The organism is Oceanimonas sp. AH20CE76 (genome assembly GCF_039654065.1).
Classification (GTDB): domain Bacteria; phylum Pseudomonadota; class Gammaproteobacteria; order Enterobacterales; family Aeromonadaceae; genus Oceanimonas; species Oceanimonas smirnovii.
The window spans coordinates 1,826,839-1,850,365 of the sequence record NZ_CP155481.1; the positions used below are offsets into that span (position 1 = coordinate 1,826,839).

At 56.8% G+C, this 23,527-nt stretch carries 20 protein-coding genes and 1 pseudogene; 4 read left to right on the forward strand and 17 right to left on the reverse strand.

Going from position 1 to position 23,527, the window contains the following annotated elements; translation table 11 throughout:
• Position 1: 1 nt before the first annotated feature.
• From trbL to guaB, 10 genes and pseudogenes are all read right to left on the reverse strand, one after another.
• Entirely contained in the window at positions 2 to 1,429 is a 1,428-nt protein-coding gene (trbL, locus tag N2M06_RS08900; protein ID WP_001405816.1) for a P-type conjugative transfer protein TrbL, read from the reverse strand.
• Between the two features lie 10 nt (positions 1,430 to 1,439).
• Entirely contained in the window at positions 1,440 to 1,676 is a 237-nt protein-coding gene (gene trbK, locus N2M06_RS08905) for an entry exclusion lipoprotein TrbK (protein ID WP_000718002.1), read from the reverse strand.
• Positions 1,677 to 1,688: 12 nt separating this feature from the next.
• Positions 1,689 to 2,468: pseudogene (gene trbJ / locus N2M06_RS08910) on the reverse strand (P-type conjugative transfer protein TrbJ).
• 140 nt (positions 2,469 to 2,608) lie between these two features.
• The gene (locus N2M06_RS08915; protein WP_000024442.1) at positions 2,609 to 2,797 is read right to left on the reverse strand and encodes a stabilization protein; all 189 of its coding nucleotides are present in this window, start codon (positions 2,795 to 2,797) and stop codon (positions 2,609 to 2,611) included.
• 1,032 nt (positions 2,798 to 3,829) lie between these two features.
• A complete protein-coding gene (repC, locus tag N2M06_RS08920) occupies positions 3,830 to 4,711 on the reverse strand; it encodes a replication protein C, IncQ-type (protein ID WP_000743064.1) in 882 nt (293 codons plus the stop codon).
• Entirely contained in the window at positions 4,698 to 5,525 is an 828-nt protein-coding gene (locus N2M06_RS08925) for a helicase RepA family protein (RefSeq protein ID WP_001162384.1), read from the reverse strand. The genes repC and N2M06_RS08925 overlap by 14 nt, the downstream gene beginning before the upstream one ends.
• A gap of 4 nt (positions 5,526 to 5,529) precedes the next feature.
• Positions 5,530 to 5,751: an AlpA family phage regulatory protein gene (locus N2M06_RS08930; protein ID WP_001179606.1), complete on the reverse strand. Its 222-nt coding sequence runs from the start codon at positions 5,749 to 5,751 to the stop codon at positions 5,530 to 5,532.
• 147 nt (positions 5,752 to 5,898) lie between these two features.
• Entirely contained in the window at positions 5,899 to 7,101 is a 1,203-nt protein-coding gene (locus N2M06_RS08935; protein ID WP_000954590.1) for a site-specific integrase, read from the reverse strand.
• 304 nt (positions 7,102 to 7,405) lie between these two features.
• Positions 7,406 to 8,983 carry a glutamine-hydrolyzing GMP synthase gene (gene guaA / locus N2M06_RS08940; RefSeq protein WP_346350576.1) on the reverse strand — a complete coding sequence of 526 codons (1,578 nt, stop codon included), beginning with the start codon at positions 8,981 to 8,983 and terminating at the stop codon, positions 7,406 to 7,408.
• A 93-nt stretch (positions 8,984 to 9,076) separates the two neighbouring features.
• Positions 9,077 to 10,546 (reverse strand): IMP dehydrogenase, encoded by a 1,470-nt coding sequence (gene guaB, locus N2M06_RS08945; protein ID WP_346352169.1) that lies wholly within the window; start codon positions 10,544 to 10,546, stop codon positions 9,077 to 9,079.
• A gap of 154 nt (positions 10,547 to 10,700) precedes the next feature.
• Here guaB and xseA point away from each other — a divergent pair, with 154 nt between their 5' ends.
• The 4 genes from xseA to N2M06_RS08965 all read left to right on the forward strand — a co-directional run bounded on the left by xseA (position 10,701) and on the right by N2M06_RS08965 (position 12,772).
• A complete protein-coding gene (xseA, locus tag N2M06_RS08950; protein ID WP_346350577.1) occupies positions 10,701 to 12,038 on the forward strand; it encodes an exodeoxyribonuclease VII large subunit in 1,338 nt (445 codons plus the stop codon).
• Positions 12,039 to 12,281: 243 nt separating this feature from the next.
• A complete protein-coding gene (locus N2M06_RS08955) occupies positions 12,282 to 12,428 on the forward strand; it encodes an ion channel (RefSeq protein WP_346350578.1) in 147 nt (48 codons plus the stop codon).
• A 12-nt stretch (positions 12,429 to 12,440) separates the two neighbouring features.
• Positions 12,441 to 12,620 (forward strand): hypothetical protein, encoded by a 180-nt coding sequence (locus tag N2M06_RS08960; protein ID WP_346350579.1) that lies wholly within the window; start codon positions 12,441 to 12,443, stop codon positions 12,618 to 12,620.
• Complete coding sequence (locus N2M06_RS08965) at positions 12,578 to 12,772, forward strand: hypothetical protein (RefSeq protein WP_346350580.1); 195 nt, start codon at positions 12,578 to 12,580, stop codon at positions 12,770 to 12,772. Before N2M06_RS08960 ends, N2M06_RS08965 begins: the two co-directional genes overlap by 43 nt.
• A 76-nt stretch (positions 12,773 to 12,848) precedes the next feature.
• Here N2M06_RS08965 and N2M06_RS08970 read toward each other — a convergent pair whose 3' ends face one another.
• The 7 genes from N2M06_RS08970 to sdhA all read right to left on the reverse strand — a co-directional run bounded on the left by N2M06_RS08970 (position 12,849) and on the right by sdhA (position 23,527).
• The gene (locus N2M06_RS08970; protein WP_346350581.1) at positions 12,849 to 14,513 is read right to left on the reverse strand and encodes a methyl-accepting chemotaxis protein; all 1,665 of its coding nucleotides are present in this window, start codon (positions 14,511 to 14,513) and stop codon (positions 12,849 to 12,851) included.
• Positions 14,514 to 14,786: 273 nt separating this feature from the next.
• On the reverse strand, positions 14,787 to 15,659 hold the full coding sequence (sucD, locus tag N2M06_RS08975) for a succinate--CoA ligase subunit alpha (protein ID WP_019935514.1): 873 nt from the start codon (positions 15,657 to 15,659) through the stop codon (positions 14,787 to 14,789).
• Between the two features lie 4 nt (positions 15,660 to 15,663).
• A complete protein-coding gene (gene sucC / locus N2M06_RS08980; protein WP_019935513.1) occupies positions 15,664 to 16,830 on the reverse strand; it encodes an ADP-forming succinate--CoA ligase subunit beta in 1,167 nt (388 codons plus the stop codon).
• Between the two features lie 70 nt (positions 16,831 to 16,900).
• Positions 16,901 to 18,109, reverse strand: coding sequence for a 2-oxoglutarate dehydrogenase complex dihydrolipoyllysine-residue succinyltransferase (gene odhB / locus N2M06_RS08985; RefSeq protein WP_019935512.1), 1,209 nt, complete (start codon positions 18,107 to 18,109; stop codon positions 16,901 to 16,903).
• A gap of 18 nt (positions 18,110 to 18,127) precedes the next feature.
• Positions 18,128 to 20,938: a 2-oxoglutarate dehydrogenase E1 component gene (sucA, locus tag N2M06_RS08990; RefSeq protein WP_019935511.1), complete on the reverse strand. Its 2,811-nt coding sequence runs from the start codon at positions 20,936 to 20,938 to the stop codon at positions 18,128 to 18,130.
• 93 nt (positions 20,939 to 21,031) lie between these two features.
• On the reverse strand, positions 21,032 to 21,748 hold the full coding sequence (locus N2M06_RS08995) for a succinate dehydrogenase iron-sulfur subunit (RefSeq protein WP_346350582.1): 717 nt from the start codon (positions 21,746 to 21,748) through the stop codon (positions 21,032 to 21,034).
• A gap of 12 nt (positions 21,749 to 21,760) precedes the next feature.
• Positions 21,761 to 23,527 (reverse strand): succinate dehydrogenase flavoprotein subunit, encoded by a 1,767-nt coding sequence (gene sdhA, locus N2M06_RS09000; protein WP_026344892.1) that lies wholly within the window; start codon positions 23,525 to 23,527, stop codon positions 21,761 to 21,763.

Genomic DNA, 23,527 nt, shown 5'->3' on the forward strand with positions numbered 1-23,527 from the left:
GCTAACTCCTGACTTCGTTACTATCTGGGCCAGAATCGGCGCCCAAGCTATTGCCCTCGAACTGGCCAGATTGGCTTGCTTCTTTCGGCTCCATGCTTTCGCGTATCGAAGCAGCCAGTTTTCCGCCTGTGGTTTCGCTCACTCGCTCCTGGAATCCCTGCTTCACTTGAGAGCCGACACCCTTGGCTAACTCGGAGGCCGTGCCTGTGGCCAGCTTCGCGGCCTTGGCAAAGCCGCCACCGCTTGAGCTACTGCCGCTGTCACCAAAGCCAGCCGCTTGGGCGAATGGGCTACTGCCAGCAGTACCCGCTTCACCACCACCGTTTCCGCCACTGCTGACAACTGACCCCATGCTGGACATGTCACCGCCGGTTTCCATACTCGCTGATGCTTTCTGAAAAGCCGCTTGGAGTGCACTTGCACCTCCGGCTGCACCGGCTGCGGCACCCATAACCGCTTTACCTGCCAGGGCAGCGCCGCCAGTTGCCATACTGGCCGCCGTCACCGCCGCCCCAACTGCCGCACCCGCACCGAAGTTTCCAATTCCACCGGCTGCGCCAATACCACCACCAGACACAAGACCAGAAATCATCGGCGGAACTTTGTTGACCAAGAAAAGCAAGATGACCGATATAACCAACATCACGGCCAGTTCCTGGGATGCCATGTTCTCGCTGATTTGCGTGTAGTAGTGATTGATGAACTCTTTGCCAATCGCAACCAGAAGCACCATTGCCATAAGCTGTGCGGCCAGGCCCAGCACGGTCTTGTAGTAATTGATCGCCATGTCGGAAGTCCAACGACTTCCACCAAAGCCAAGGAAGAACACACCGGCATACAACAGAATCCAGGCTGATGCGAGCAACAGCAACAGGTTGACCGCAATCAACGCCAGGACAAACAAAACAGCCAGGGCCATTAGCTCCATGACCAGAGCAGTTGCCATCTGCCGCCATCCCAGCTCCGAGGTGGCCTGTACTGTGCGGTTGTATAACTCGAAACCAAGATCAAGGATGCTGGAGGGCCCAAGATTGCTATTGGAAAGTCCCCCCGCCTGCGCGCCCAGAGTTTGCAATGACTGAACAATCGTACCGGCGATATTCATGCCCTGGTTCGCATTCGTCAGCAACCACCAGAAAAAGCCGGTGAAGATCGTGAAGCGAACGAACTCCGCGAAGAACTCGCCAATGTCGGCCTTGCGCAAAGCCATCATGCCGAATGTCCAGACCATCGAAATCACAACCAGCGTCCAGAACAAACGCGATGCAGCGGACTCAATAGCTGGCCCCCATGTTGCGGCAGCATCATGAAAACGCTTGAGCACATCATTCATAACACCGCTGCTACTTAGCTCCTGCGCCATTGCAGGTTCAGCCAGCACCATTGTGGCGACCATCATCAAGCCACCTAGAGCAATTTTCTTTCTCATGGCGACCACCTCAATAATCATCTTTAGGGCTGGGCTTGAACTCCCACTGACGCATCTGCTTGGCCTTCTGGAATGCTCTGCATTCCTCGGTAAAGGCCTCTCGGTTCGCTTCGCTGCGCATTTCATTCAGTGCTGCCTGGAACGCATCGGGGGCACACGTCGCCGCATTTGGTTCGGGCATCCTTTCCTGTTCACATCCAGCCAACAACAGCAACGTAGCCGCGGTAGTAAAAAAGATTTTTTTCATCTCACCGCCTCCCTAGTAGTTGTCTGCCGGACTCGGGCGAAACGTCCAGGTACGCATTTGCTCGGCCCTGGCATCACCTCGCGCCTCGGCATCGAGTTCTGCTGCAATCCGGGCTGCCTCCGCGTTGTGTTGGGCGGTCAACATGGTGCGAATCTGCAAGAGCTGATTGGCCTGCTGGCTGGCGAGCTGGTTGGCGTAGCCGATGGCCTGTAGCTGGCCAGTTGCACCCTGGGCCGCGCCTTGCAGCCGCTCCAGGGTACGGGCGTCATCCTTCAAAGCCTTTTGCTGGTCGGCAACGGTCTGGAACAGGGCATCGTTGGCCTTCTTTTGCGACTCTGACGCCAGGCGGCGGTTCTCTTCCATCGCTGCCTTTTCGGCCGGCGTGCATCCGCCGCTGCCGTTGAAGCATGGCGAGCTGCGGTAATAGGCCACGTCCTGAAACTTGGCCAGGTAACGATCCAGGCTGCCTAGCTGGTTCTCGTAATAGGCCAGCGTGTTTTGCGCGGCAATCAGCCGGTTGATCGTAGTCTACGCCTGATCCCAGATATACGCGGCTGGGGCCATCGTGTTCTGGAGCTGATTTTCGTACTGCTGCAACTGGGTCTGGTACTGCTCAATCTGCTTGAGCGTCTGCGCCACCGACTCGATGGCCGTCATGATGTTCTGGGCCAGGTTGCCGCCGTCGATGACGGGGATACCAGCTTGCACAGGGGCGGTGGTAGTGGTGATAAAGCCGGTTGCGAGTGCAACGGCTAGAGCGGTTTTTTTAGCCGCTAAAATTTTGGACTTCATGGTCGTACTCCGTCGATGAAAAGAAGGCATTGCCTTGACCAAGCGTTGTGCTTGTTCTCGGCAACGTTTCATCGAAGAGCTACGCCACTAGCTGATCGGTATTGCCCTTGGCGCTGAGGCCCGGACTTACAAACGTAAAACTACTCTGTTTTTTTATCGCTTTCGGACAAGCCAACTTCCCGGCCAATCTCTTCAAGCTCTAGCGGCTGTACTGCCGCCGTCAGTATTTCGCGTATTTCCGCGTCGGTGCTCCTATCGTTGAGCGCTGCTCGAACTTTCAACGCACGGTGCACCTCGGCGGGTAAATTCCTGATAAGCACATTTGCCATATCAATACCCTTTTGGTGTACCCGACAACCATGCTATCAAAGATATTAAAAATAGCAAGACCTATACTCTTGCAACCGGCGGTAGCCGATCAGCCCCGCAGGGCAGGATTCCCGTTGAGTGCCCCCGGCGCGAATAAGGGACAGTGAAGATAGATAACCGGCTTGCCGGTTAGCTAACTTCACCCATCCTGCCCGCATTTCACCCACTATTGAAAATCTAGCGCATATCGAACGTAAAGCGTTTTATCGTCAAACAAACACCGATTCTTGGCAACATAACCGTAATCGTCACCAAATCGGCCTGCAATCGACATAGTCGCTTCAAAATCGCTGCTCAATCGGCTTTAAATCGGAACCTAAAATGCCAACAATCGACACAAACCATTCGCCCCGATGGGGCGAGTTGGACGCCAAAAAAGAAGGGCATAACCCGCCCCTCAAGTGTCAATGAACACAAGAAATTTGCCTCCCCTCCCGTCATACCACTAAGGCGACGTATTGATACTTGAGGGGCAACCTTTCCTGATGTTGACACCTTCACGCAGGTTACTGGTTATGGGCGTCCAACACACACGGCTCATTCCTGCTTGGTAATAATAAGAATAATAATCTTCTTATTATTCTTACCGAACGAATGGGCACTGCTTAGCCATTTCACGTTTCGAGCCAAGGTTTCAGTACAGATAACTACAAGTGCACACAGCGGCCCTCCAGCACCGTTAGACGCAGATTCTGCTTCAGCTCATGGAATAAGGGACTCCGGGTTGTTTTCCCCTCTCACAAGGCGTTTCAGCGGCCACTGAAGCCGCCTTCTCTTCTTGGCGTTAAACCATCGGCCTATGGCCGATTGATAAAGCCCGCCAGGGCTTTATTGGCAAGGTCAGAACGCGCCCTCAAGGCGCGAGCTGCACCGCGCATGATGGATTATCTTTAGATAATCTTGGATGGATTTCCCAAACTGCCCGCAAAGCAGCGCACCGTCTGGGTTTTCCAAATTGGGACGGGGAACGTTACGACGGCAGAAGGGGAGCGTTACGACGGTAACAAGGGAACGTTACGACGGTAAACGGGTGCAGTTGCCGTGGGGCCAGGCCTCTTGATCTCCCATTTTCCCTTGGCGTATTCGTTCACTACCCAACCCACGGCGGCAAGTTCGGCCAGTGCCTTCCGGGCAGTCTGACGGCGTTTTTTCATAGCTTCGGCATTGGCTTCATCTGGCCAGACATAGCCGCAAAGCGTGTCCAGTTCCACGCGCCCGGATTTGCCGGGGTCGATCCAGCCGCATAGCCGTTGGTGCATCAGCCGTGCCGGATCAGTCTGTAGCACCCGCACTTCCGCCATGTCGATACGGGCATATGGACGATGCCCCAGGATCGCTTCGGCAATACGCGGATTCAGGGCAACCCATAGCCTGCCGTCCGTCTCGTCAAAAGCATGACTCATCAGGTGGAACGCGGCTTGCCGCCGTCCCTTCGTCACAAGGATGGTGACGTTCGACATGCGCAGCAGGCTGGCTTTGAGCGCCTTGATGTTGTCGCCGCTATCCGTCATGCCCGTTTCTGAGAGCAGTTTGGTCAGGCTCTCACGAACCACCAAGCCGTCTTGCTCAATGGCTTCGAAACGGGGTTCAAGGAATAGCCGTAGCTGTCGCCCCGTCTCACTGGTCGGTTCCGGGGTTAGCAAGATGCCGTTCGGGCCGCCAAGGGCCACGATGCCTTGCAAAAGACGCATATCATCGGCCCCGAGAGGTTCGAATCCGACGAAACGCATGGATTCGTCCTCGCCAAAGGTGTAGGTCACGTCCAGCTTGCAGCGTTTGCGATCGCCACGCTTGAGGCTGCGGAACAGGCCAGGTGCCAAACAGTGCGCGGGATCATGTCGGACGTGGGTCAGGTCATGCTTAGGCTTCTTCACGCTGTCTCCTTTTCACCTTGCACTGCCGCTCCAGTACAGCAGGCTTCAACACGCCGCCGTCGTGCCGTCTAAACCAGAGTTCTTGAAAAGGTGCGCCATAGTTGGCCTTGCTGACGCCAAAGCGGACAAAATACCCACGCTGACAATCATCGACCCCCAGTATCTCGGCCTCGCCTTGCGTCATGCCGGATAGGTACGATTGCCAACGGATGTTATCAACCAGTACGGACGATCCACGACTGGCCTGCTGTTGATCGCCCGACCCCATCATGGCTGCGCTTTTACTCGCGTGGTGCAGAAACACAATGGAGCAGCCTGTATCAGCGGCTATGGCCTCCATGTGCCCAACAACCTGCGCCATCGGCCCGCTAGCGTTCTCCTCCTCAATGTGGAAGCGCCGCAAAGTGTCCAAGATCATCAAGCGACGACCTTCAGCGGCTCGTTTGAGAGCATCGAACCAGCTAGCAGCCATGATGTTTGGGCATTTACCGATCAAGGGTTCAATGAGCAAACCATCAGCCACGGCTTGCCGTTCCGCTGCGCTGAGGTGTGCCCCAAGGGCGTGCAGACGATGGTGAATAGCGGCCGGTGGATCTTCAGCAGGCAGATAGACCACTTGCCCGGTGGGAAACTCGCCTATTTCAAGTAAATCAGGCCCGCCTGCAATCTGTGCAGCCAATTGAAGGGCCAACATGGATTTACCAGCCCCACCAGGCGACACAAGAGCACCAACAGTGCCAGCAACCATATTAGGCAGAACATAATCAATGGGTGGCGGCAATTCCGTGAAAGCCGCCATAAGATCAAGAGCCATATAACTAGCCCTCTATAGGGCCAGGTCGCGCAGCTTGATCACCCGATGATTTACGTGCCTCAATCCACTCTTCGACCTCTGACAAATCCCAGGCGACATTTCTACTGGTTAACGCGATACGGCGTGGAAAATCCCCTCGCTGCTCCAGGTTATAAATTGTTCGTGTCGAAAGCGGGATCATCTCCAGGAGCTTCTTCCTGTTGATGAGGGTCTTTATATTTTGCATGGGTCAATACCTCTCAAATGAATAGTTGCTATTCATCGAGTAGCTGCGCGAAGCAGCTAATCGGTAATTGACCTGCCCGATGCCAATGGCGGCCTTATTTATAAATTCACGGCATCAACTTCAATGCTATCAAAGATAGCAAAAACATCAACCCTTACTGCCTCCCGAAGTCCACTCATCAATCATATCGGCCCAATCCTGCAACATCGCCGCCCGCTGCTCGCGGTACTCAGCCTTGTTGTAGACAGCCCTCACGCCCTTCTGCTCGTGCGCCAGGCACTTCTCGATCCAGTCGGTGTTGTAGCCGGCCTCATGCAACAGCGTGCTGGCTGTGCGCCGCAAATCATGCGGTCCGAACTTGGTAAGTGACTTCCCATCTTTCTGCGCCGCCTTGTAAGTCAGCGTCAGCACCTGGTTAAGTGTGGCAGCGCTCATCGGCGCATCCGAGTCGTACCGTGATGGCAAAACGAAGTCGGAACCACCGGCAAAGGTTTTCATGGCAATGAAAATATCCAGAGCCTGCTGGGACAGAAATACCAGGTGCGGGTTACGGCGTTTCATCCGCTCCTTTGGAATCGTCCACAACGCTTCGCTGAAATTGATCTCGCTCCAGGTCGCATTGGTCAGCTCGCTCTTGCGCACCATCGTCAGCAATAACAGCTTGGCCGCCGCACGGTTTGTTGGGCTTGTGCCCACTCGCTCCATGTACTGGTACATCAGCCCAATTTCTTCTGGCGTCAACGCTCGGTCACGTGGCTCGAATCGAGCGATGCTTGTTGGGCGCACCAGTTCTGCCGGGTTTTCGACCTTCTGCCCACGCTCGATGGCCCAGCGAAATACCTGCAACACGATTTCACGCACATGAACGGCGGTGGCCGGTGCGCCTCGCTCAACAATGGCATCAGCCAGCGCCCGCAAGTCTTCGTGGGTGATCTCCACCAGCTTCTGATTGCTGAATTTCGGCTTCAGCTCACGCTCATAAACCGAGCGGCGCATATCGCGGGTGGAGTCGGCCATCTGGTAGCCACGCAGCCACTTCTCCGCCCAGGCACCGAACGTCTCTGCATCTTTCACCCGCGCCTTGTCTCGGGCTTTCTCCTTGGCCGGCGACTTGCCCGCCGCAACCATCTTCTTGGCGTCACCCAACAGCTCGCGGGCTTCGGCCAGGGTGATGCCACCGACACCATAACGCCCAAAGGTGATGGTCTCCTGCCGACCGTTGATTGAGTAGTTGTAACGGAACGAGATGGAGCCGGCTGGAGTCACTGCCACATAGAGACCTTCCCGGTCATTCACTTTGTAGAGTTTGTCCCTGGGCTTGAGATTGCGCAGCTTGGTATCGGTCAGCATGTACCTTGTCCTTCTTCGTCTCCGATACCATGCTGAAAAAATCTCGAATTTATCGTATTTTTTCTTACGAAACAGTAACTTATAGAATATTAATACCATGAACACACAAAAGAACGCAGCATGGTATCGGCATCAATCATGGCATCGCCAAACCATAATACCAGCTTTAATGCCATGCTCAAACGGTGCTTGGCGCTTCCTCCCGTTGCCAGATCGTGCCAAACACAAACAAAAAAAAGCCCGCAATTACGCGGGCTTAGCGGCATTTCATGCCATCAGGTGCCTGGCTGTGCCAGACGCGGAATCATTCCCACTCGATGGTCGCGGGCGGCTTGCCGGAAATGTCGTATACCACGCGGCTGATGCCGTCGATTTCGTTGATGATGCGGTTGGACACGTGGCCCAGGAAATCGTACGGCAGGTGAGCCCAGTGGGCGGTCATGAAGTCGATGGTTTCCACCGCACGCAGGGAAACAACCCAGTCGTATTTGCGGCCATCGCCCATTACGCCAACGGAGCGCACCGGCAGGAACACGGTAAAGGCCTGGCTTACCTTGTTGTACAGATCGTGCTTGCGCAGCTCTTCAATAAAGATGGCGTCAGCACGGCGCAGCAGGTCGCAGTATTCCTTCTTCACTTCGCCCAGCACCCGCACGCCCAGACCCGGCCCCGGGAAGGGATGACGGTAGAGCATGTCGTAAGGCAGACCCAGCTCCAGACCTACGCGGCGCACTTCGTCTTTAAACAGTTCGCGCAGCGGTTCAACCAGGCCCATCTTCATGTCGTCGGGCAGACCACCCACGTTGTGGTGAGACTTGATCACGTGGGCCTTGCCGGTGGCAGAGGCGGCAGATTCAATCACATCCGGGTAGATGGTGCCCTGGGCCAGCCACTTGGCGTTCTTGAGCTTTTTGGACTCTTCGTCGAACACTTCCACAAACACCCGGCCAATGGCCTTGCGCTTGGCTTCCGGCTCGTCAATGCCTTTAAGGGCAGACAGGAAGCGTTCTTCGGCATCGGCTTTGATAATGTTCAGACCAAAGTGGTCACCGAACATTTCCATCACCTGCTCGCCTTCATTCAGGCGCAGCAGGCCGTTGTCCACAAACACACAGGTGAGCTTGTCGCCAATGGCGCGGTGCACCAGCATGGCCACCACGGAAGAATCTACGCCGCCGGACAGACCAAGAATCACTTCGTCGTCACCTACCTGCTCTTTAATGCGGGCCACGGCGTCTTCAATGATGGAAGCCGGGGTCCACAGCGCCTCACATTTACAGATGTCGCGCACAAAGTGCTCCAGCATGCGGGCACCCTGGCGAGTGTGAGTCACTTCCGGGTGGAACTGCACGCCGTAGTAGTGGCGGCTTTCATCGGCCATGGCGGCAAAGGGGCAGCTGCCGGTCTGAGCCACTTTTTCAAAGCCTTCGGGCAGGGCCACTACCTTGTCGCCGTGGCTCATCCACACGTCGAGCAGGGCATTGCCGTTGTCGTCAATGCCGTCTTCAATATTGTTGAACAAGGCGCAATCGGCTACCCGCTGCACCCGGGCGTAACCAAACTCACGCTCGTCAGAGCCGGCCACGGCACCACCCAGCTGATGGGCCATGGTCTGCATGCCGTAGCAAATGCCAAACACCGGCACGCCAGCGTTAAACACGTATTCCGGTGCCCGCGGGCTGTTCTCCTCGGTGACCGACTCCGGCCCCCCGGACAGAATAATACCGTTCGGATTGAAGTCGCGGATCTGCTCCTCGGTTACGTCCCAGGCCCACAGTTCGCAATACACGCCCAGCTCACGCACGCGGCGAGCGATCAGCTGGGTGTATTGTGAGCCAAAGTCGAGGATCAGGATCCGGTTGTCGTGAATGTTCTTGCTCATCGTTTTCCTACTCGTTACAAACACCGCCTGTGGGGGGAGCAGACGGCAATAGAAAAACGGGGAGACCAGCCCCCCGTTCATCGCGTTCCGGGATTAACCCAACCGGTAGTTGGGCGCTTCCTTGGTAATGGTTACATCGTGCACGTGCGATTCCTGAATGCCCGCGCCGGATATCTTAACAAATTCTGCCTTGGTGCGCAGGTCATCTATGGTAGCACTTCCGGTCAGACCCATGGCACTGCGCAGCCCCCCCATTTGCTGATGAATAATCTCTTTCAGCTTGCCTTTGTAAGGCACCCGGCCTTCAATGCCTTCCGGTACCATTTTATCGGCGGCGTTGTCGCTCTGGAAGTAACGATCGCTGGATCCTTTGCTCATGGCACCCAGCGAGCCCATGCCCCGGTAAGACTTGAACGAACGGCCCTGAAACAGCTCGATTTCACCGGGTGATTCTTCGGTACCGGCAAACATGGAGCCCATCATCACACAGTTGGCACCGGCGGCCAGCGCCTTGGCAATGTCGCCGGAGAAGCGAATGCCACCGTCGGCAATCACCGGCACACCAGTGCCTTTCAGGGCTTCCACCGCGTTGGCCACGGCAGTAATTTGCGGCACACCGCAGCCGGTAACAATGCGGGTAGTACAGATGGAGCCCGGGCCAATGCCCACTTTCACCGCACTTGCGCCCGCCTCGGCCAGCGCCAGAGCTCCGGCAGCAGTGGCCACGTTGCCACCCACAATAGCCAGATCAGGGTAAGCGGCGCGGGTTTCACGAATGCGCTGCAGCACACCTTCGGAGTGGCCGTGGGAAGAGTCAATCAGCAGCACGTCGAGGCCGGCGGCCACCAGGGCAGCAATACGCTCTTCGTTGCCAGGGGCCGCTCCCACAGCGGCACCCACGCGCAGGCGGCCCTTATCGTCTTTGCAGGCGTTGGGCTTGCTTTCGGCTTTCTGAAAGTCTTTGGCGCTGATCATGCCGGCCAGACGACCGTTGCTCTCTACCACCAGCACTTTTTCAATGCGGTGCTGCTGCATCAGGGCTTCCACCTGATCACGGCCCGCACCCACAGGCACGGTCACCAGACGGGCCTTGTCGGTCATCACTTCGCTTACCAGCTTGCTCATGTCCTGCACAAAGCGCACATCGCGGCCGGTGATAATGCCCACCAGCTCGCCATCAGCGGCTACCACCGGATAGCCGGCAAAGCCGTTCTGCAGCGTGAATTCGCGCACATCCGCAATGGTCATATCGGGGGTCACGGTTACCGGATCGGACACCATGCCGCTCTCGAACTTTTTAACCTTGCGCACCTGGGCGGCCTGAGCCTCAATGGACATGTTCTTGTGAATAAAACCAATGCCGCCTTCCTGCGCCATGGCAATGGCAAGATCGGCTTCGGTGACGGTGTCCATGGCAGCAGACACGATAGGGATGTTAAGATTGATCTCCCGGGTCAGCCGGGTGCGAAGGTCAGCGGTGTTGGGCAACACGGTGGAATGAGCTGGGACCAGCAGTACATCATCAAAGGTCAGGGCGTCTTGGGCAATCCTAAGCATCGCAATATTCACCATAGGTTGGGGGGTAAAAATATTGCCAAAGAATTTTAGGCACTCGGCCCTCTCGGGTAAAGCAATTTTTTGTTATTTTGGCTTATTAGCCGAAAAAACCTCCCCAACCGGGTTTATTTTCAAATAAAAATACTCAACAGAGGCCATTTTGCAGCAGGAAAAATTAACCAACATCTACACCGTCAGCCGGCTTGCCCGCCATGCCCGCCTGCTGCTGGAAGGCGACATGGGAGCCGTGTGGCTGACCGGTGAAATCTCCAACCTGGCCATGCCGGCCTCGGGCCACTGGTATTTCTCGTTAAAAGACAACCAGTCGCAACTGCGTTGTGCCATGTTCAAAGGCAACAATCGCAGCGTGAGCGTTCGGCCTAAAGACGGCGATCAGGTGCTGATCTTCGGTAAAGTGACGCTTTATGAGCCAAGAGGCGACTTTCAGCTGGTGGCGCAAACAATGGCACCGGCAGGGGAAGGCCTGCTCAAGCAACAATTTGAAGCCCTGAAACAGGCGCTGGCCGCCGAGGGCCTGTTTGCCGCCGAACGCAAACGACCGCTGCCGGCCCACCCGGCCCGTATTGGCATTATCAGCTCCCCCACCGGTGCCGCGGTGCACGACATTCTCACCGTGCTGGCCCGCCGGGCACCGCAGCTGGAAGTGATCCTCTACCCAAGCTCGGTGCAGGGTGAAAGCGCCGTGCCCCAGCTTATTCATGCGCTTGCAGAGGCCAACCGGCGCAACGAGACCGATTTGCTGCTGCTGGCCCGGGGCGGCGGCTCGCTGGAAGACTTATGGAGCTTTAACGACGAACGCCTGGTGCGCGCCATTGCCGCCTCCCGCCTGCCGGTGGTGAGCGCCGTGGGTCACGAGGTGGACGTGAGCCTGAGTGATCTGGTGGCCGATCTGCGCGCCCCTACTCCATCCGCCGCCGCCGAACTGGTCAGTGCAGACAGCAGCGTGCAACGCCGCCAGTGGCAACAACAGGGCCAGCGCCTTGAGCAGGCCATGCAGCGCTGGCTTGCCGACCGGCACAACCAACTGGGCCAGTTACAGCAACGGCTGCAACGCCAGCACCCCAGTCAGCGCCTGCAGCAGCAAAGCCAGCAGCTCGATCAGCTGCACCTGCGGCTGGAGCGCGCCATAAGCCGGCGGCTGGAGCAGGCTCAGCAGCGAGCCGGCCAGGCAGCATTACGGCTGGCACACCAGCATCCGGGCCAGCGTCTGGTGCACAGCAAAGACCGGCTGCACACGCTGGAGCAACGGCTGCACGGCGCACTGAACATAAGGCTGAACCACTTTGAGCACAAACTGGCACTGGCCGGCTCCCGGCTGCACGCCATGAGCCCCCTGGCCACCCTCTCCCGCGGCTACAGCATTACCCTGCACAATAATAAAGTGCTCACCCATACCGGCCAGATAAAGGAAAATGACGTTATCAGCACCCGGCTGGCCAATGGCGAAGTGGTAAGCCGGGTAATATCAACCCGCTAACGAACACCACGGCATTCACGCCGCGGTTTGCTACCAGCACAACCGTCAGCCGGCTTTGGCTTTTTTGCTTTGCTGCGGGCACCACCAGTTCATGAGTGGCCCCAGCTTTGGCAAACAGTAAACACTATCTGAATTTTTATGAGAAAAGATGCCGCGAGCTTTTTACTTCTTTTATTTTTGTCACTTTGGTGAACGACCGTATCTTATCCAGCACCAGGTCCACTTCTCTCGGATTACAGAACAGTGGGTTATGGCGACAAGGCACCGGTCACCTTTGCCGGTCGCCTGGTGGGTCTGATATGGATGTTTGCCGGCATGATCATGGTGGCCAGCTTTACCGCCGCCATTACCTCGTCACTCACCGTCAATAATCTGCGTACCGGTATTTAGGGAGGGAGTGACTTGCCCGGCAAGGTGGTGGCCACCATTAACGACACCGCCAGCCAGCGTTATCTGGAAGACGAACGCATTCGTTATCAGACTTATCCAAACCTGACCGCGGCCATGGAGTCGGTGCTGAACGGCGAGACCGCCGCGCTTTGCTGCAATACCGCAATCTGCAGCTGGGCCAGCAAAAACTGACAGTGTTGCCCGGCGTGTTTGCCCAGCAGCTGTATGCCCTGGCCCTGCCCGACGGCAGCCCGCTGCGCGCGCCGATTTCGGAGCAGGTGCTGAGAGTGACCGAAGCGGATAATTGGGCGGATGTGCGCGCTTCTTATCTGGGTAAGGAGTAAGACCAAGCAGATTAAACACTTGTTCCTTGAGTGTCTGGGAGAGTAAAAAAGGCTGCGCAAGCAGCCTTTTTTGTTGTCAGCGCACCGGCACCAGGCCGGTGTCGGCTGGCAGCTCATCATGGCGGTGTGGCTGCTGCAGCCGGTAATGAGCAATCATCTGTTCCAGCACCTTGCACTCTTCCACCAGTTGCAGGCTGGCGGTGGCGGCGGCTTCTGCCTGAGACAGAGTATCGCCCGATGCATCCCGCACCCGGGTAATGTTGCGGCTCACCTCGGAGCAAACGGCACTTTGTTCGTCGGCCGAAGCAGACACCTGAGCATTGAGTTCATTAATGCGCGCCACCTGGTCAATAATGGCCTGCAGCGAGTCCATGGCGTCCTGAGTGCGCGCCACACTGTCGGCGGCCTGGCCTTCTGCTTTTTCAATGGCCTGCACTGCATCCTTGGCCTCGTTCTGCAACAGCCGAATCATGCCGGTAATTTCTTCTGCCGACTGCTGCGTGCGCAGTGCCAGGGTGCGTACTTCATCGGCCACCACCGCAAAGCCCCGGCCCGACTCCCCTGCCCTGGCCGCTTCAATAGCGGCATTCAGTGCCAGCAGATTGGTCTGCTCGGCAATACCCTTGATCATGTCGAGCACCTTGTCGACCTGATCACAGCGGCAGTCCAGCTCGCGTATTACTTTGTCGATACGGTTTATCTCGCCGTTTAACAGCTGTATGCCTTCCACCGCTACCCGGGCCTGATCGTTGGCGGTTAATGCAAAAGCGTGGCTCTGCTCCGAGGTTTCTGCAGTCAGGCGGGCATTTTCCCGCACTTCCCGGGCAGAGGCTTCCATTTCATTAATGGCAGTGGCAATCAGGGCCGTTTCGCTGTCTTGCGCCTTTACCGAGCTGTCGGTTTGCTGGGCGGTGTGCTGAATGTCACCGGCGGCATTATGAATATGCCCGGTCACACGGCGCACTTCTGTCAGGCTGCTCTGAAAGCTGCTCAGCAGGCCGTTAACTGCCTTGGTCAGGCCGCCCAGCTCGTCATTGCCCATGGGCTCAAGACGAACAGACAGATCCCGCTCGGCAGCCACCCGCTGTACCCGCTGGCTGATATTGAGAATGGGCCGCTTGAGATAATGGTTCTGTACCAGCCAGAGCACAATAAAGGCCACCAGAAACACGCCAATCAGCACAGCCGCCAGACGCAGGTTATTGCGCTGGATCTGGCTGAAGGTGTCACTCAGATCATAACTGATGCGCACCGCGCCCATGACGGTGCCTTCAGGCACCTGATGACATTGCAGACAGGCGGTGCCGCGATATTCCTTGTAGGCTTTGAACGGCTTGATCAGTGTCAGGTTGGGAATGTCGTCTTCCAGGTGCATTTCCAGCACGGTTTCACCCTGCTCAATGGCACGCCGGTCCAGATCATCCTGAATGGCCTGATCCGGTGCGCCCGGGCCAAATAGTTTGGTCACCGCCGGTGCACGGATCACCCGTGCCTGCTCTATGCCTTTTTCTTCCTGAATTTTGCTTTGCACCAGACCACGCTGATGAATGGCCCCGTTTACCATCAGCACATTAAGCTGATCCATATAGAGGTTGGCAGTGGTGTCAATTTTCTCTTCGGCCAGATGCAGGGCCAGACCGCGTTGCAGCTGAGTGGAAATGCCATAACAGAGGGCAAAGACCAACACAAAAATCACCAGCAGCGGTAAAAATATTTTCCAGTTGAGAGACAGATTACGCATTCCTTGTGGGCCTCTGAATGAGTCCGAAAGAAGACCATTCTAGAGTAATAACGCGGTAAAGAAATGTCATTCGCTGCTGTCGTTGATCTGGATCAAGTTCGAGCAGAGGTCACGTCCTGCGCCGGCTGAGCCATGAGCACTATACTTAAGAGACTGTGATAGAAAGCGGCTCCCTCCCCTTTTCAAGGGGAGGGTCAGGGTGAGGTTTGCTTTAGTCATTAAAAAAGGAGCCTTACGGCTCCTTTCTTCCAGCTTCTCGCTTCCAGCTCTACGTTACCAGCCGGTCACTTCGCGCAGGGCGGAGCCGATGTCGGCCAGGGAGCGTACGGTTTTCACGCCGGCGTCCTGCAGGGCAGCAAACTTCTCGTCTGCGGTGCCCTTGCCACCGGAGATAATGGCACCGGCATGGCCCATGCGTTTGCCCGGAGGCGCAGTCACACCAGCGATGTAGGATACCACCGGCTTGGTGACGTTTTCCTTGATGAAGGCAGCCGCTTCTTCTTCAGCGGTACCACCGATTTCACCAATCATCACAATGGCTTCGGTTTCCGGATCGTCCTGGAACAGCTTCAGAATATCAATGAAGTTGGAGCCGGGAATGGGGTCACCGCCAATACCGATGCAGCTGGACTGACCAAAGCCTTCGTCTGTGGTCTGCTTCACCGCTTCATAGGTCAGGGTGCCGGAGCGAGACACGATGCCCACCTTGCCCTTCTTGTGAATATGACCGGGCATAATGCCGATCTTGCACTCGTCGGGAGTGATCACGCCCGGGCAGTTGGGTCCAATCATGCGCACACCGGTTTCATCCAGCTTTACTTTTACGTCCAGCATGTCGAGGGTAGGAATGCCCTCAGTGATGGTCACGATCAGCTCAATGCCGGCGTCGATGGCTTCCAGAATGGCGTCTTTACAGAACGGAGCCGGCACATAAATCACGGTGGCGGTAGCACCGGTGGCTTCTACCGCTTCACGTACCGTGTTGAACACCGGCAGGCCCAGATGAGTTGTGCCGCCCTTGCCCGGAGACACGCCACCCACCATTTGGGTGCCGTATTCAATGGCTTGCTCAGAGTGAAAGGTACCCTGGCCGCCGGTGAAGCCCTGGCAGATAACCTTGGTGTCTTTGTTGATCAGAATGCTCATGCTGTTATTTCCCCTTGGCGGCGTTAACGACCTGAACGGCAGCGTCGGTCAGGCTGGTGGCGGCGATGATGTTAAGGCCGGATTCATCCAGCTTGGCAGTGCCGGCTTCGGCATTGTTGCCTTCCAGACGAACCACCACGGGCACTTTTACGCCCACTTCTTTCACCGCACCGATAATGCCTTCGGCAATCATGTCACAGCGCACAATGCCGCCGAAAATGTTTACCAGCACAGCTTTTACATTGCTGTCGGAGAGAATAATCTTGAACGCTTCGGTCACCCGCTCCTTGGTGGCACCACCGCCCACATCCAGGAAGTTGGCGGGAGAGCCGCCGTGCAGGTTAACGATGTCCATGGTGCCCATGGCCAGACCGGCACCGTTCACCATGCAGCCGATGTTGCCATCCAGCGCCACATAGTTCAGCTCCCACTTGGCTGCGTGCGCTTCGCGGGCATCGTCCTGAGACGGATCGTGCATGTCGCGCAGCTTGGGCTGACGGTACATGGCGTTGGAGTCAATGTTGATCTTGCCGTCCAAGCAGTGCAGGTTGCCTTCACTGGTGATCACCAGGGGGTTGATTTCGAGCAGGGCGAAATCATAGTCCAGGAACATTTGTCCCAGACCGAGAAAAATTTTGGTGAACTGCTTAATCTGGTCGCCTTTCAGGCCCAGTTTAAATGCCAGTTCACGCCCCTGATAGGCCTGCGGACCCACCAGCGGATCAATGGCAGCTTTGTGAATGAGTTCAGGGGTCTCTTCCGCCACCTTTTCAATCTCAACACCACCTTCAGTGGATGCCATGAACACTACACGACGGGTCGCACGATCTACTACCGCGCCCAGGTAAAGTTCCTTGTCGATGTCGGTGCACGACTCCACCAGAATTTTGGCCACCGGCTGACCATTGGCATCAGTCTGGTAAGTTACCAGATTTTTGCCCAGCCAGTTTTCGGCGAATTCCCGGATTTCTTCCTTGGTTTTGGCAAGCTTGACGCCGCCGGCTTTACCACGGCCACCTGCGTGGACCTGACACTTTACTACCCACATGTCACCGCCAATTTTACTGGCCGCTTCTACCGCTTCCTGCGGGTTATCACATGCGTAGCCTTCGGATACGGGCAGACCGTATTCGGCGAACAGCTGTTTTGCCTGATATTCATGCAAATTCATGTTGTGTTTCCGTTGTTGTAGGGTTCAGGGCATGGGGCGGGATCGGGCCCGCCCTCTTGTTATTGTTGGCTTATACGTCCAGCAGCAGACGAGTCGGATCTTCCAGCAGCTCCTTGATGGAGACAAGGAAGCTGACCGATTCGCGGCCGTCGATCAAACGGTGATCGTAAGACAGCGCCAGGTACATCATGGGCAAAATTTCTACTTTGCCGTCTACCGCCATGGGTCTGTCCTGGATTTTGTGCATACCCAGAATAGCGCTCTGCGGCGGGTTGATGATGGGGGTAGACATCAGGGAGCCGAACACGCCGCCATTGGTGATGGTGAAGTTACCGCCAGACAGCTCGTCCACGGTCAGCTTGCCGTCACGGCCCTTGATGGCCAGCTCTTTGATGCCCTTCTCGATGTCGGCCAGGCTCAGGCGATCGCAGTCGCGCAGCACCGGGGTGACCAGACCACGGGGGGTGGATACGGCAATGCTGACATCAAAGAAGTTGTGATAAACAATATCTTCGCCGTCGATGGAGGCGTTGACTTCCGGGAAACGCTTGAGCGATTCCACCACCGCCTTCACATAGAAGGACATAAAGCCCAGGCGAATGCCGTGACGCTTCTCGAAAATGTCCTGATACTGCTTGCGCAGCTCCATGATCGGCTTCATGTTGACTTCGTTGAAGGTGGTCAGCATGGCGGTGGTGTTTTTCGCTTCCAGCAGACGCTCGGCCACGCGCTTGCGCAGACGGGTCATGGGCACGCGCTTTTCATCACGCTCGTCGGGGCGAACCAGCTCCAGATCCTGAGTCTTGGCCGCGGCCGGCTTGTCGGCGGTTTTGGCCTTGCCACCGTCCTTGATAACCGCTTCCACGTCTTCCTTGGTAATGCGCCCGCCCTTGCCGGAGCCGGAGACCTTGCTCACGTCAATATTGTGCTCGGCAACCAGCCGGCGAACTGCCGGGCTCAGATCGTCGTTTTCTGCTTTGGCGTCGGCTTTGGCATCCTCGCTGGAAGCCGGCTTTTCTTTGGTTTCTTCACCGGCCACGGCACCTTTTTTCAGCTTGCCAATGACCTGCTGACCCAGCACGGTAGCACCGGCGTCCTCAACAATGGATTCCAGCACGCCGGCTTCCGGTGCCGGCACTTCCAGCACTACCTTGTCGGTTTCAATATCGACGATCACTTCGTCGCGCTCTACGCGATCACCGGGCTGTTTGTGCCAGGTGGCGATGGTGGCGTCGGCAACGGATTCTGGGAGGTCGGGAACCTTGATTTCGATGCTCATCAATATGTCCTTAGTGCGTTAAGCTTTGGGCGTCAGTGCATCTTCCACCAACGCTTTTTGTTGTTGTAAGTGAACCGAGGTGTAACCCACTGCCGGCGAGGCCGAGGCTTCACGGCCGGCGTAGCTCAGTTTGGCGCCATCCGGAATGGCGGCCCGGAAATGATGCTGGCTGCAGTACCAGGCACCCTGGTTTTGCGGCTCTTCCTGGCACCAGACAAAATCGGTAACGTGCTGATAATCAGCCAGAATGGCGGCCACTTCTTCCTGCGGGAAGGGGTAAAGCTGCTCAATCCGAATAATGGCCACATCTGTTTGTTCGTTCTTGCGACGGGCTTCGAGCAAATCGTAATACACCTTGCCGGCACAAAGAATCACACGTGTCACGCCTTTGGGATCCAGATCATCAATTTCGCCAATCGCGTTCTGGAATGTGCCCTGGGCCAGGGTTTCCAGCTCGGAAACCGCCAGCGGATGGCGCAGCAGTGACTTGGGCGTCATGACTACCAGCGGACGACGCATGGGACGCAGCACCTGACGACGCAGCATGTGGAATACCTGCGCCGGCGTGGTGGGCACGCACACCTGCATATTGTGCTCGGCGCACAGCTGCAGATAACGCTCAAGGCGGGCACTGGAGTGCTCGGGCCCCTGCCCTTCATAACCATGGGGTAACAACAGGGTCAGACCACACATACGGCCCCACTTTTGCTCACCGGAGCTGAGGAACTGGTCAATCACCACCTGAGCGCCGTTGGCAAAGTCACCGAACTGGGCTTCCCAGATGGTCAGGCCCACCGGCTCGGCAGTGGCATAGCCGTATTCAAAGGCCATGACCGCTTCTTCACTCAGTACCGAGTCATACACCTGGAACTGGCCCTGCTCTTCAGACAGGTAGCACAGCGGGGTGTAAATGCTGGCGTCGTTCTGGTTGTGCAGCACCGCATGACGGTGGAAGAAGGTGCCGCGGCCGGAATCCTGACCGGTCAGACGCACTTCATAGCCGTTGTCACACAGCGTGGCATAGGCAAGGGTCTCAGCAAAACCCCAGTCCACGAGCTTTTCACCCTCGGCCATCAGCTTGCGATCGGCATAAATCTTGGCCACCTGACGCTGCAGCTCATGGGTCTCGGGATAGCGAATCATGCGCCCGGCCAGCTCCTTGAGCTGGTCGAGATCATAAGTGGAGTCGTATGGCATATCCCACTCGTGACCCAGATAGGGGGACCAGTCTACCGAGTGCTTCTGCATCGGCCGCCATTCCTTAACCACACACTCACCCTGATCCAACGCATCGCGGTATTCGTTGATCATGGTGGTCACCTGCTCCGCCGAGACCGTTTTGTTCTCGATCAGCTGGTCAGCGTAGATCTTGCGCGGGGTCGGGTGCTTCTTGATCTTCTGATACATCAGCGGCTGGGTCGCACTCGGCTCGTCGGCTTCGTTGTGACCATGGCGGCGGTAGCACACCAGATCGATCACCACATCGCGGCCGAACTCATTACGGAAGTCCAGCGCCAGCTGAGTGACCTGCACCACGGCTTCCGGATCATCGGCATTCACGTGGAAGATAGGTGCCTGCACCATTTTGGCAATGTCGGTGCAATATTCGGTAGAGCGGGTATCGCGCGGATTGGAGGTGGTAAAGCCAACCTGGTTGTTGATCACGATACGCACAGTGCCGCCCACCCCGTAGCCCCGGGTGAGTGACATGTTAAAGGTTTCGGCTACCACACCCTGACCGGCAAAGGCGGAGTCACCGTGAATGGTAACCGGCAGCACCTGACGCCCGTCGGGATTATCGAGACGATCCATGCGGGCACGGACCGAGCCAATGACCACAGGGTTAACAATTTCCAGGTGAGACGGGTTAAATGCCAGCGCCAGGTGCACCGGACCACCGGGAGTGTCAAAGTCGGAGCTGAAGCCCATGTGGTATTTCACGTCACCGGAGCTTTGAGTGTCGTATTTGCCGGCAAAAGCGTCAAACAAGTCTTGCGGGCGCTTGCCCAGCACGTTGACCAGCATGTTCAGACGACCACGGTGAGCCATGCCGATCACCACTTCACGACCACCTTTTTCACCAAAACGGCGGATCAGCTCTTTGGTCATGGGAATAAGGGCATCGCCCCCTTCCAGGGAGAAACGCTTGGCACCGGGGAATTTGGCACCCAGGTATTTTTCCAGGCCTTCGGCGGCGGTCAGGCTGTCGAGAAAGCGCACCTTGTCTTCATCGGTGTATTGGGGAGCGCCTACCACCGGCTCAAGCCGGCTCTGGATCCAGCGTTTTTCGCGGGTGCTGGTGATGTGCATATATTCTGCACCCACAGAGCCGCAATAGGTTTTTTTCAGGGCTGAGACCAGATCTTTCAGCTTCATGGTCTCGCTGCCAATGGCATAGGAGCCCACGTTGAAAGTGGCATCAAGATCAGCACCGGTCAGGTTATGAAAGGCCGGATCAAGTTCAGCAACTTCTTTGCGGTTCCATAAATTAAGCGGGTCCAGGTTGGCATTCTGGTGACCGCGGAAACGATACGCGTTGATCAGCTGCAGCACCTTTACCTGTTTGGCATCGGTGTGCGGATCGCTGACCGGGGTAGCATAGCGTGAAGTATCTTTGGCGAGGCGGCGGAAATAATCCCTCACCTGAGAGTGAGGCTGATCCTGCGCGGGCTCTTCGCCGGAGGGCAAGCCGTCAAACACGGTGCGCCATTCTTCGGGAACAGAGTCGGGATCAGCAAGATAGGTTTCGTACAAGTCTTCTACATAGGTCGCATTGGCACCGGCGAGGTGAGAAGAATCCAGCCAGGCTTGCATTACGCCATTGTGCATTTTTATCCCTTTGTCACTTCGCGACAGGGCTACTGTCGTTTGGTCGTCGAGTCAATGCCGCCCTGACGGGCGGCAGCTTATTATTCGGGACGGTTACACTGCCCGTTTCAGCAGCATGGACTTGATGTTACCAATGGCCTTGGTGGGATTCAGGCCCTTGGGACACACGTTCACGCAGTTCATGATACCGTGACAGCGGAATACGCTGAAGGCATCGTCCAGATTGGACAAGCGCTCATCGGTGGCAGTATCGCGACTGTCAGCCAGCCAGCGATAGGCGGCCAGCAGGCCAGCCGGGCCAATGAACTTGTCCGGGTTCCACCAGAAAGACGGACAAGAGGTGGAGCAGCAGGCGCACAGAATGCACTCATACAGGCCATCCAGCTTCTCCCGCTCTTCCGGAGACTGCAGGCGCTCACGCGCCGGCGGTTGTTTGTCGTCGGCAATGAGGAAGGGCTTAATCTTCTCCCACTGGGTGTAGAACTGACTCATGTCGACCACCAGGTCGCGGATCACCGGCAGACCGGGCAGCGGGCGAACCACCAGCTTGTTGGTCTTGCCCAGCAGATCAGACAACGGTGTGATACAGGCCAGACCGTTCTTGCCGTTCATGTTTACACCGTCGGAACCGCATACACCTTCACGACAGGAACGACGAAACGCCAGACTCGGATCTTTTTCTTTCAGCTGCAGCAGAGCATCCAGCACCATCATGTCGGAGCCTTCAGCCACGTCCAGCTGATAGTCTTTCATGTAGGGCTTGGCATCGGTTTCCGGGTTATACCGATAAACAGAGATAGTAACTTGCATTATCGCCTCCCCTTAGTAGGTACGTGCTTTGGGCGGGAATGCGTCACGGGTGACCGGTGACATATTCACGGAACGACGGGACATGGACTCTGACTCGGGGCAGTACAAGGAGTGGCACAGCCAGTTCTCGTCATCACGCTCCGGATAGTCAAAGCGGGAATGAGCACCCCGTGACTCAGTACGGAAGTTGGCCGCCACGGCAGTGGCATAGGCCGTTTCCATCAGGTTGTCCAGTTCCAGACATTCAATTCGCTGCGTATTGAAATCGCGGCTGGTGTCGTCCAGACGGGCATTTTTCAGTCGCTCACGAATCTCCTTCAGTTCAGCCAGACCGGCAGCCATGGCGTCGCCTTCCCGGAATACCGAGAAGTTGTTTTGCATGCAGCTTTGCAGATCTTTCTTGATTTGAACCGGATCTTCACCACTGCGGGTGCTTTCCCAGCGGTTATAGCGGCTCAGAGACGCCTCAAGATCAGACTCGGAAGCGGCACGGCTGTCACCCAGCTCGTTCAGGGCTTCGGTCAGATGACGACCCACAGCACGGCCAAATACCACCAGGTCCAGCAGCGAGTTACCGCCCAGACGGTTGGCACCGTGCACCGATACGCAGGCAATTTCACCTACCGCAAACAGACCTTTCACCGGCACGTCGTTGCCGTTGGCATCCTGCTTCAGGGCCTGGCCTTTCACGTTGGTGGGAATACCACCCATCATATAGTGACAGGTAGGAATGACCGGAATCGGCTCTTTTACCGGATCCACGTGAGCAAAGGTGCGTGACAGCTCACAGATGCCCGGCAGACGGCTTTCCAGCACCTCTTTGCCCAGATGATCCAGCTTGAGTTTAATGTGCGGACCCCAGGGACCATCGCAGCCACGACCTTCACGAATTTCGATCATCATGGAGCGGGCGACCACATCACGGCCGGCCAGATCTTTGGCGTTGGGGGCATAACGCTCCATAAAGCGTTCGCCGTCCTTGTTCAGCAGATAACCACCTTCACCACGGCAACCTTCGGTTACCAGGGTGCCGGCACCGGCAATGCCGGTGGGGTGGAACTGCCACATTTCCATGTCCTGTACCGGCACACCGGCACGCAGCGCCATGCCGACACCGTCACCGGTGTTGATATGGGCGTTGGTAGTGGACTGGAAGATACGGCCGGCACCACCGGTGGCCAGCACGGTGGCTTTGGCCTTGAAGTAAACCACTTCGCCGGTTTCGATGTCGATGGCAGTACAGCCTACCACGTCACCGTCCTGGTTTTTTACCAGATCCAGCGCATACCACTCGGAGAACACAGTGGTTTTGTGCTTAACGTTCTGCTGATACAGGGTATGCAGCAGCGCATGGCCGGTACGGTCAGACGCCGCCGCCGTGCGGGCCGCCTGCTCGCCGCCAAAAGCCTTGGACTGGCCGCCAAAAGGCCGTTGATAGACTTTGCCGTTATCAAAGCGGGAGAACGGCAGGCCCATTTTTTCCAGCTCAAGGATAGCCTCGGGACCGGTCTGACACATAAACTCGATGGCGTCCTGGTCACCGATATAGTCGGAGCCCTTGACGGTGTCATACATGTGCCATTCCCAGTTATCGTCGTGGGCGTTGCCCAGCGCTACCGTAATGCCCCCTTGAGCAGATACGGTATGAGAACGGGTTGGAAATACCTTGGACAAGAGCGCACAGCTTTTGCCCGACTCGGCAATCTGAAGGGCGGCGCGCATGCCGGCACCGCCGGCGCCGATTACCACGGCGTCGAATTCTCGAATAGCAATAGTCAC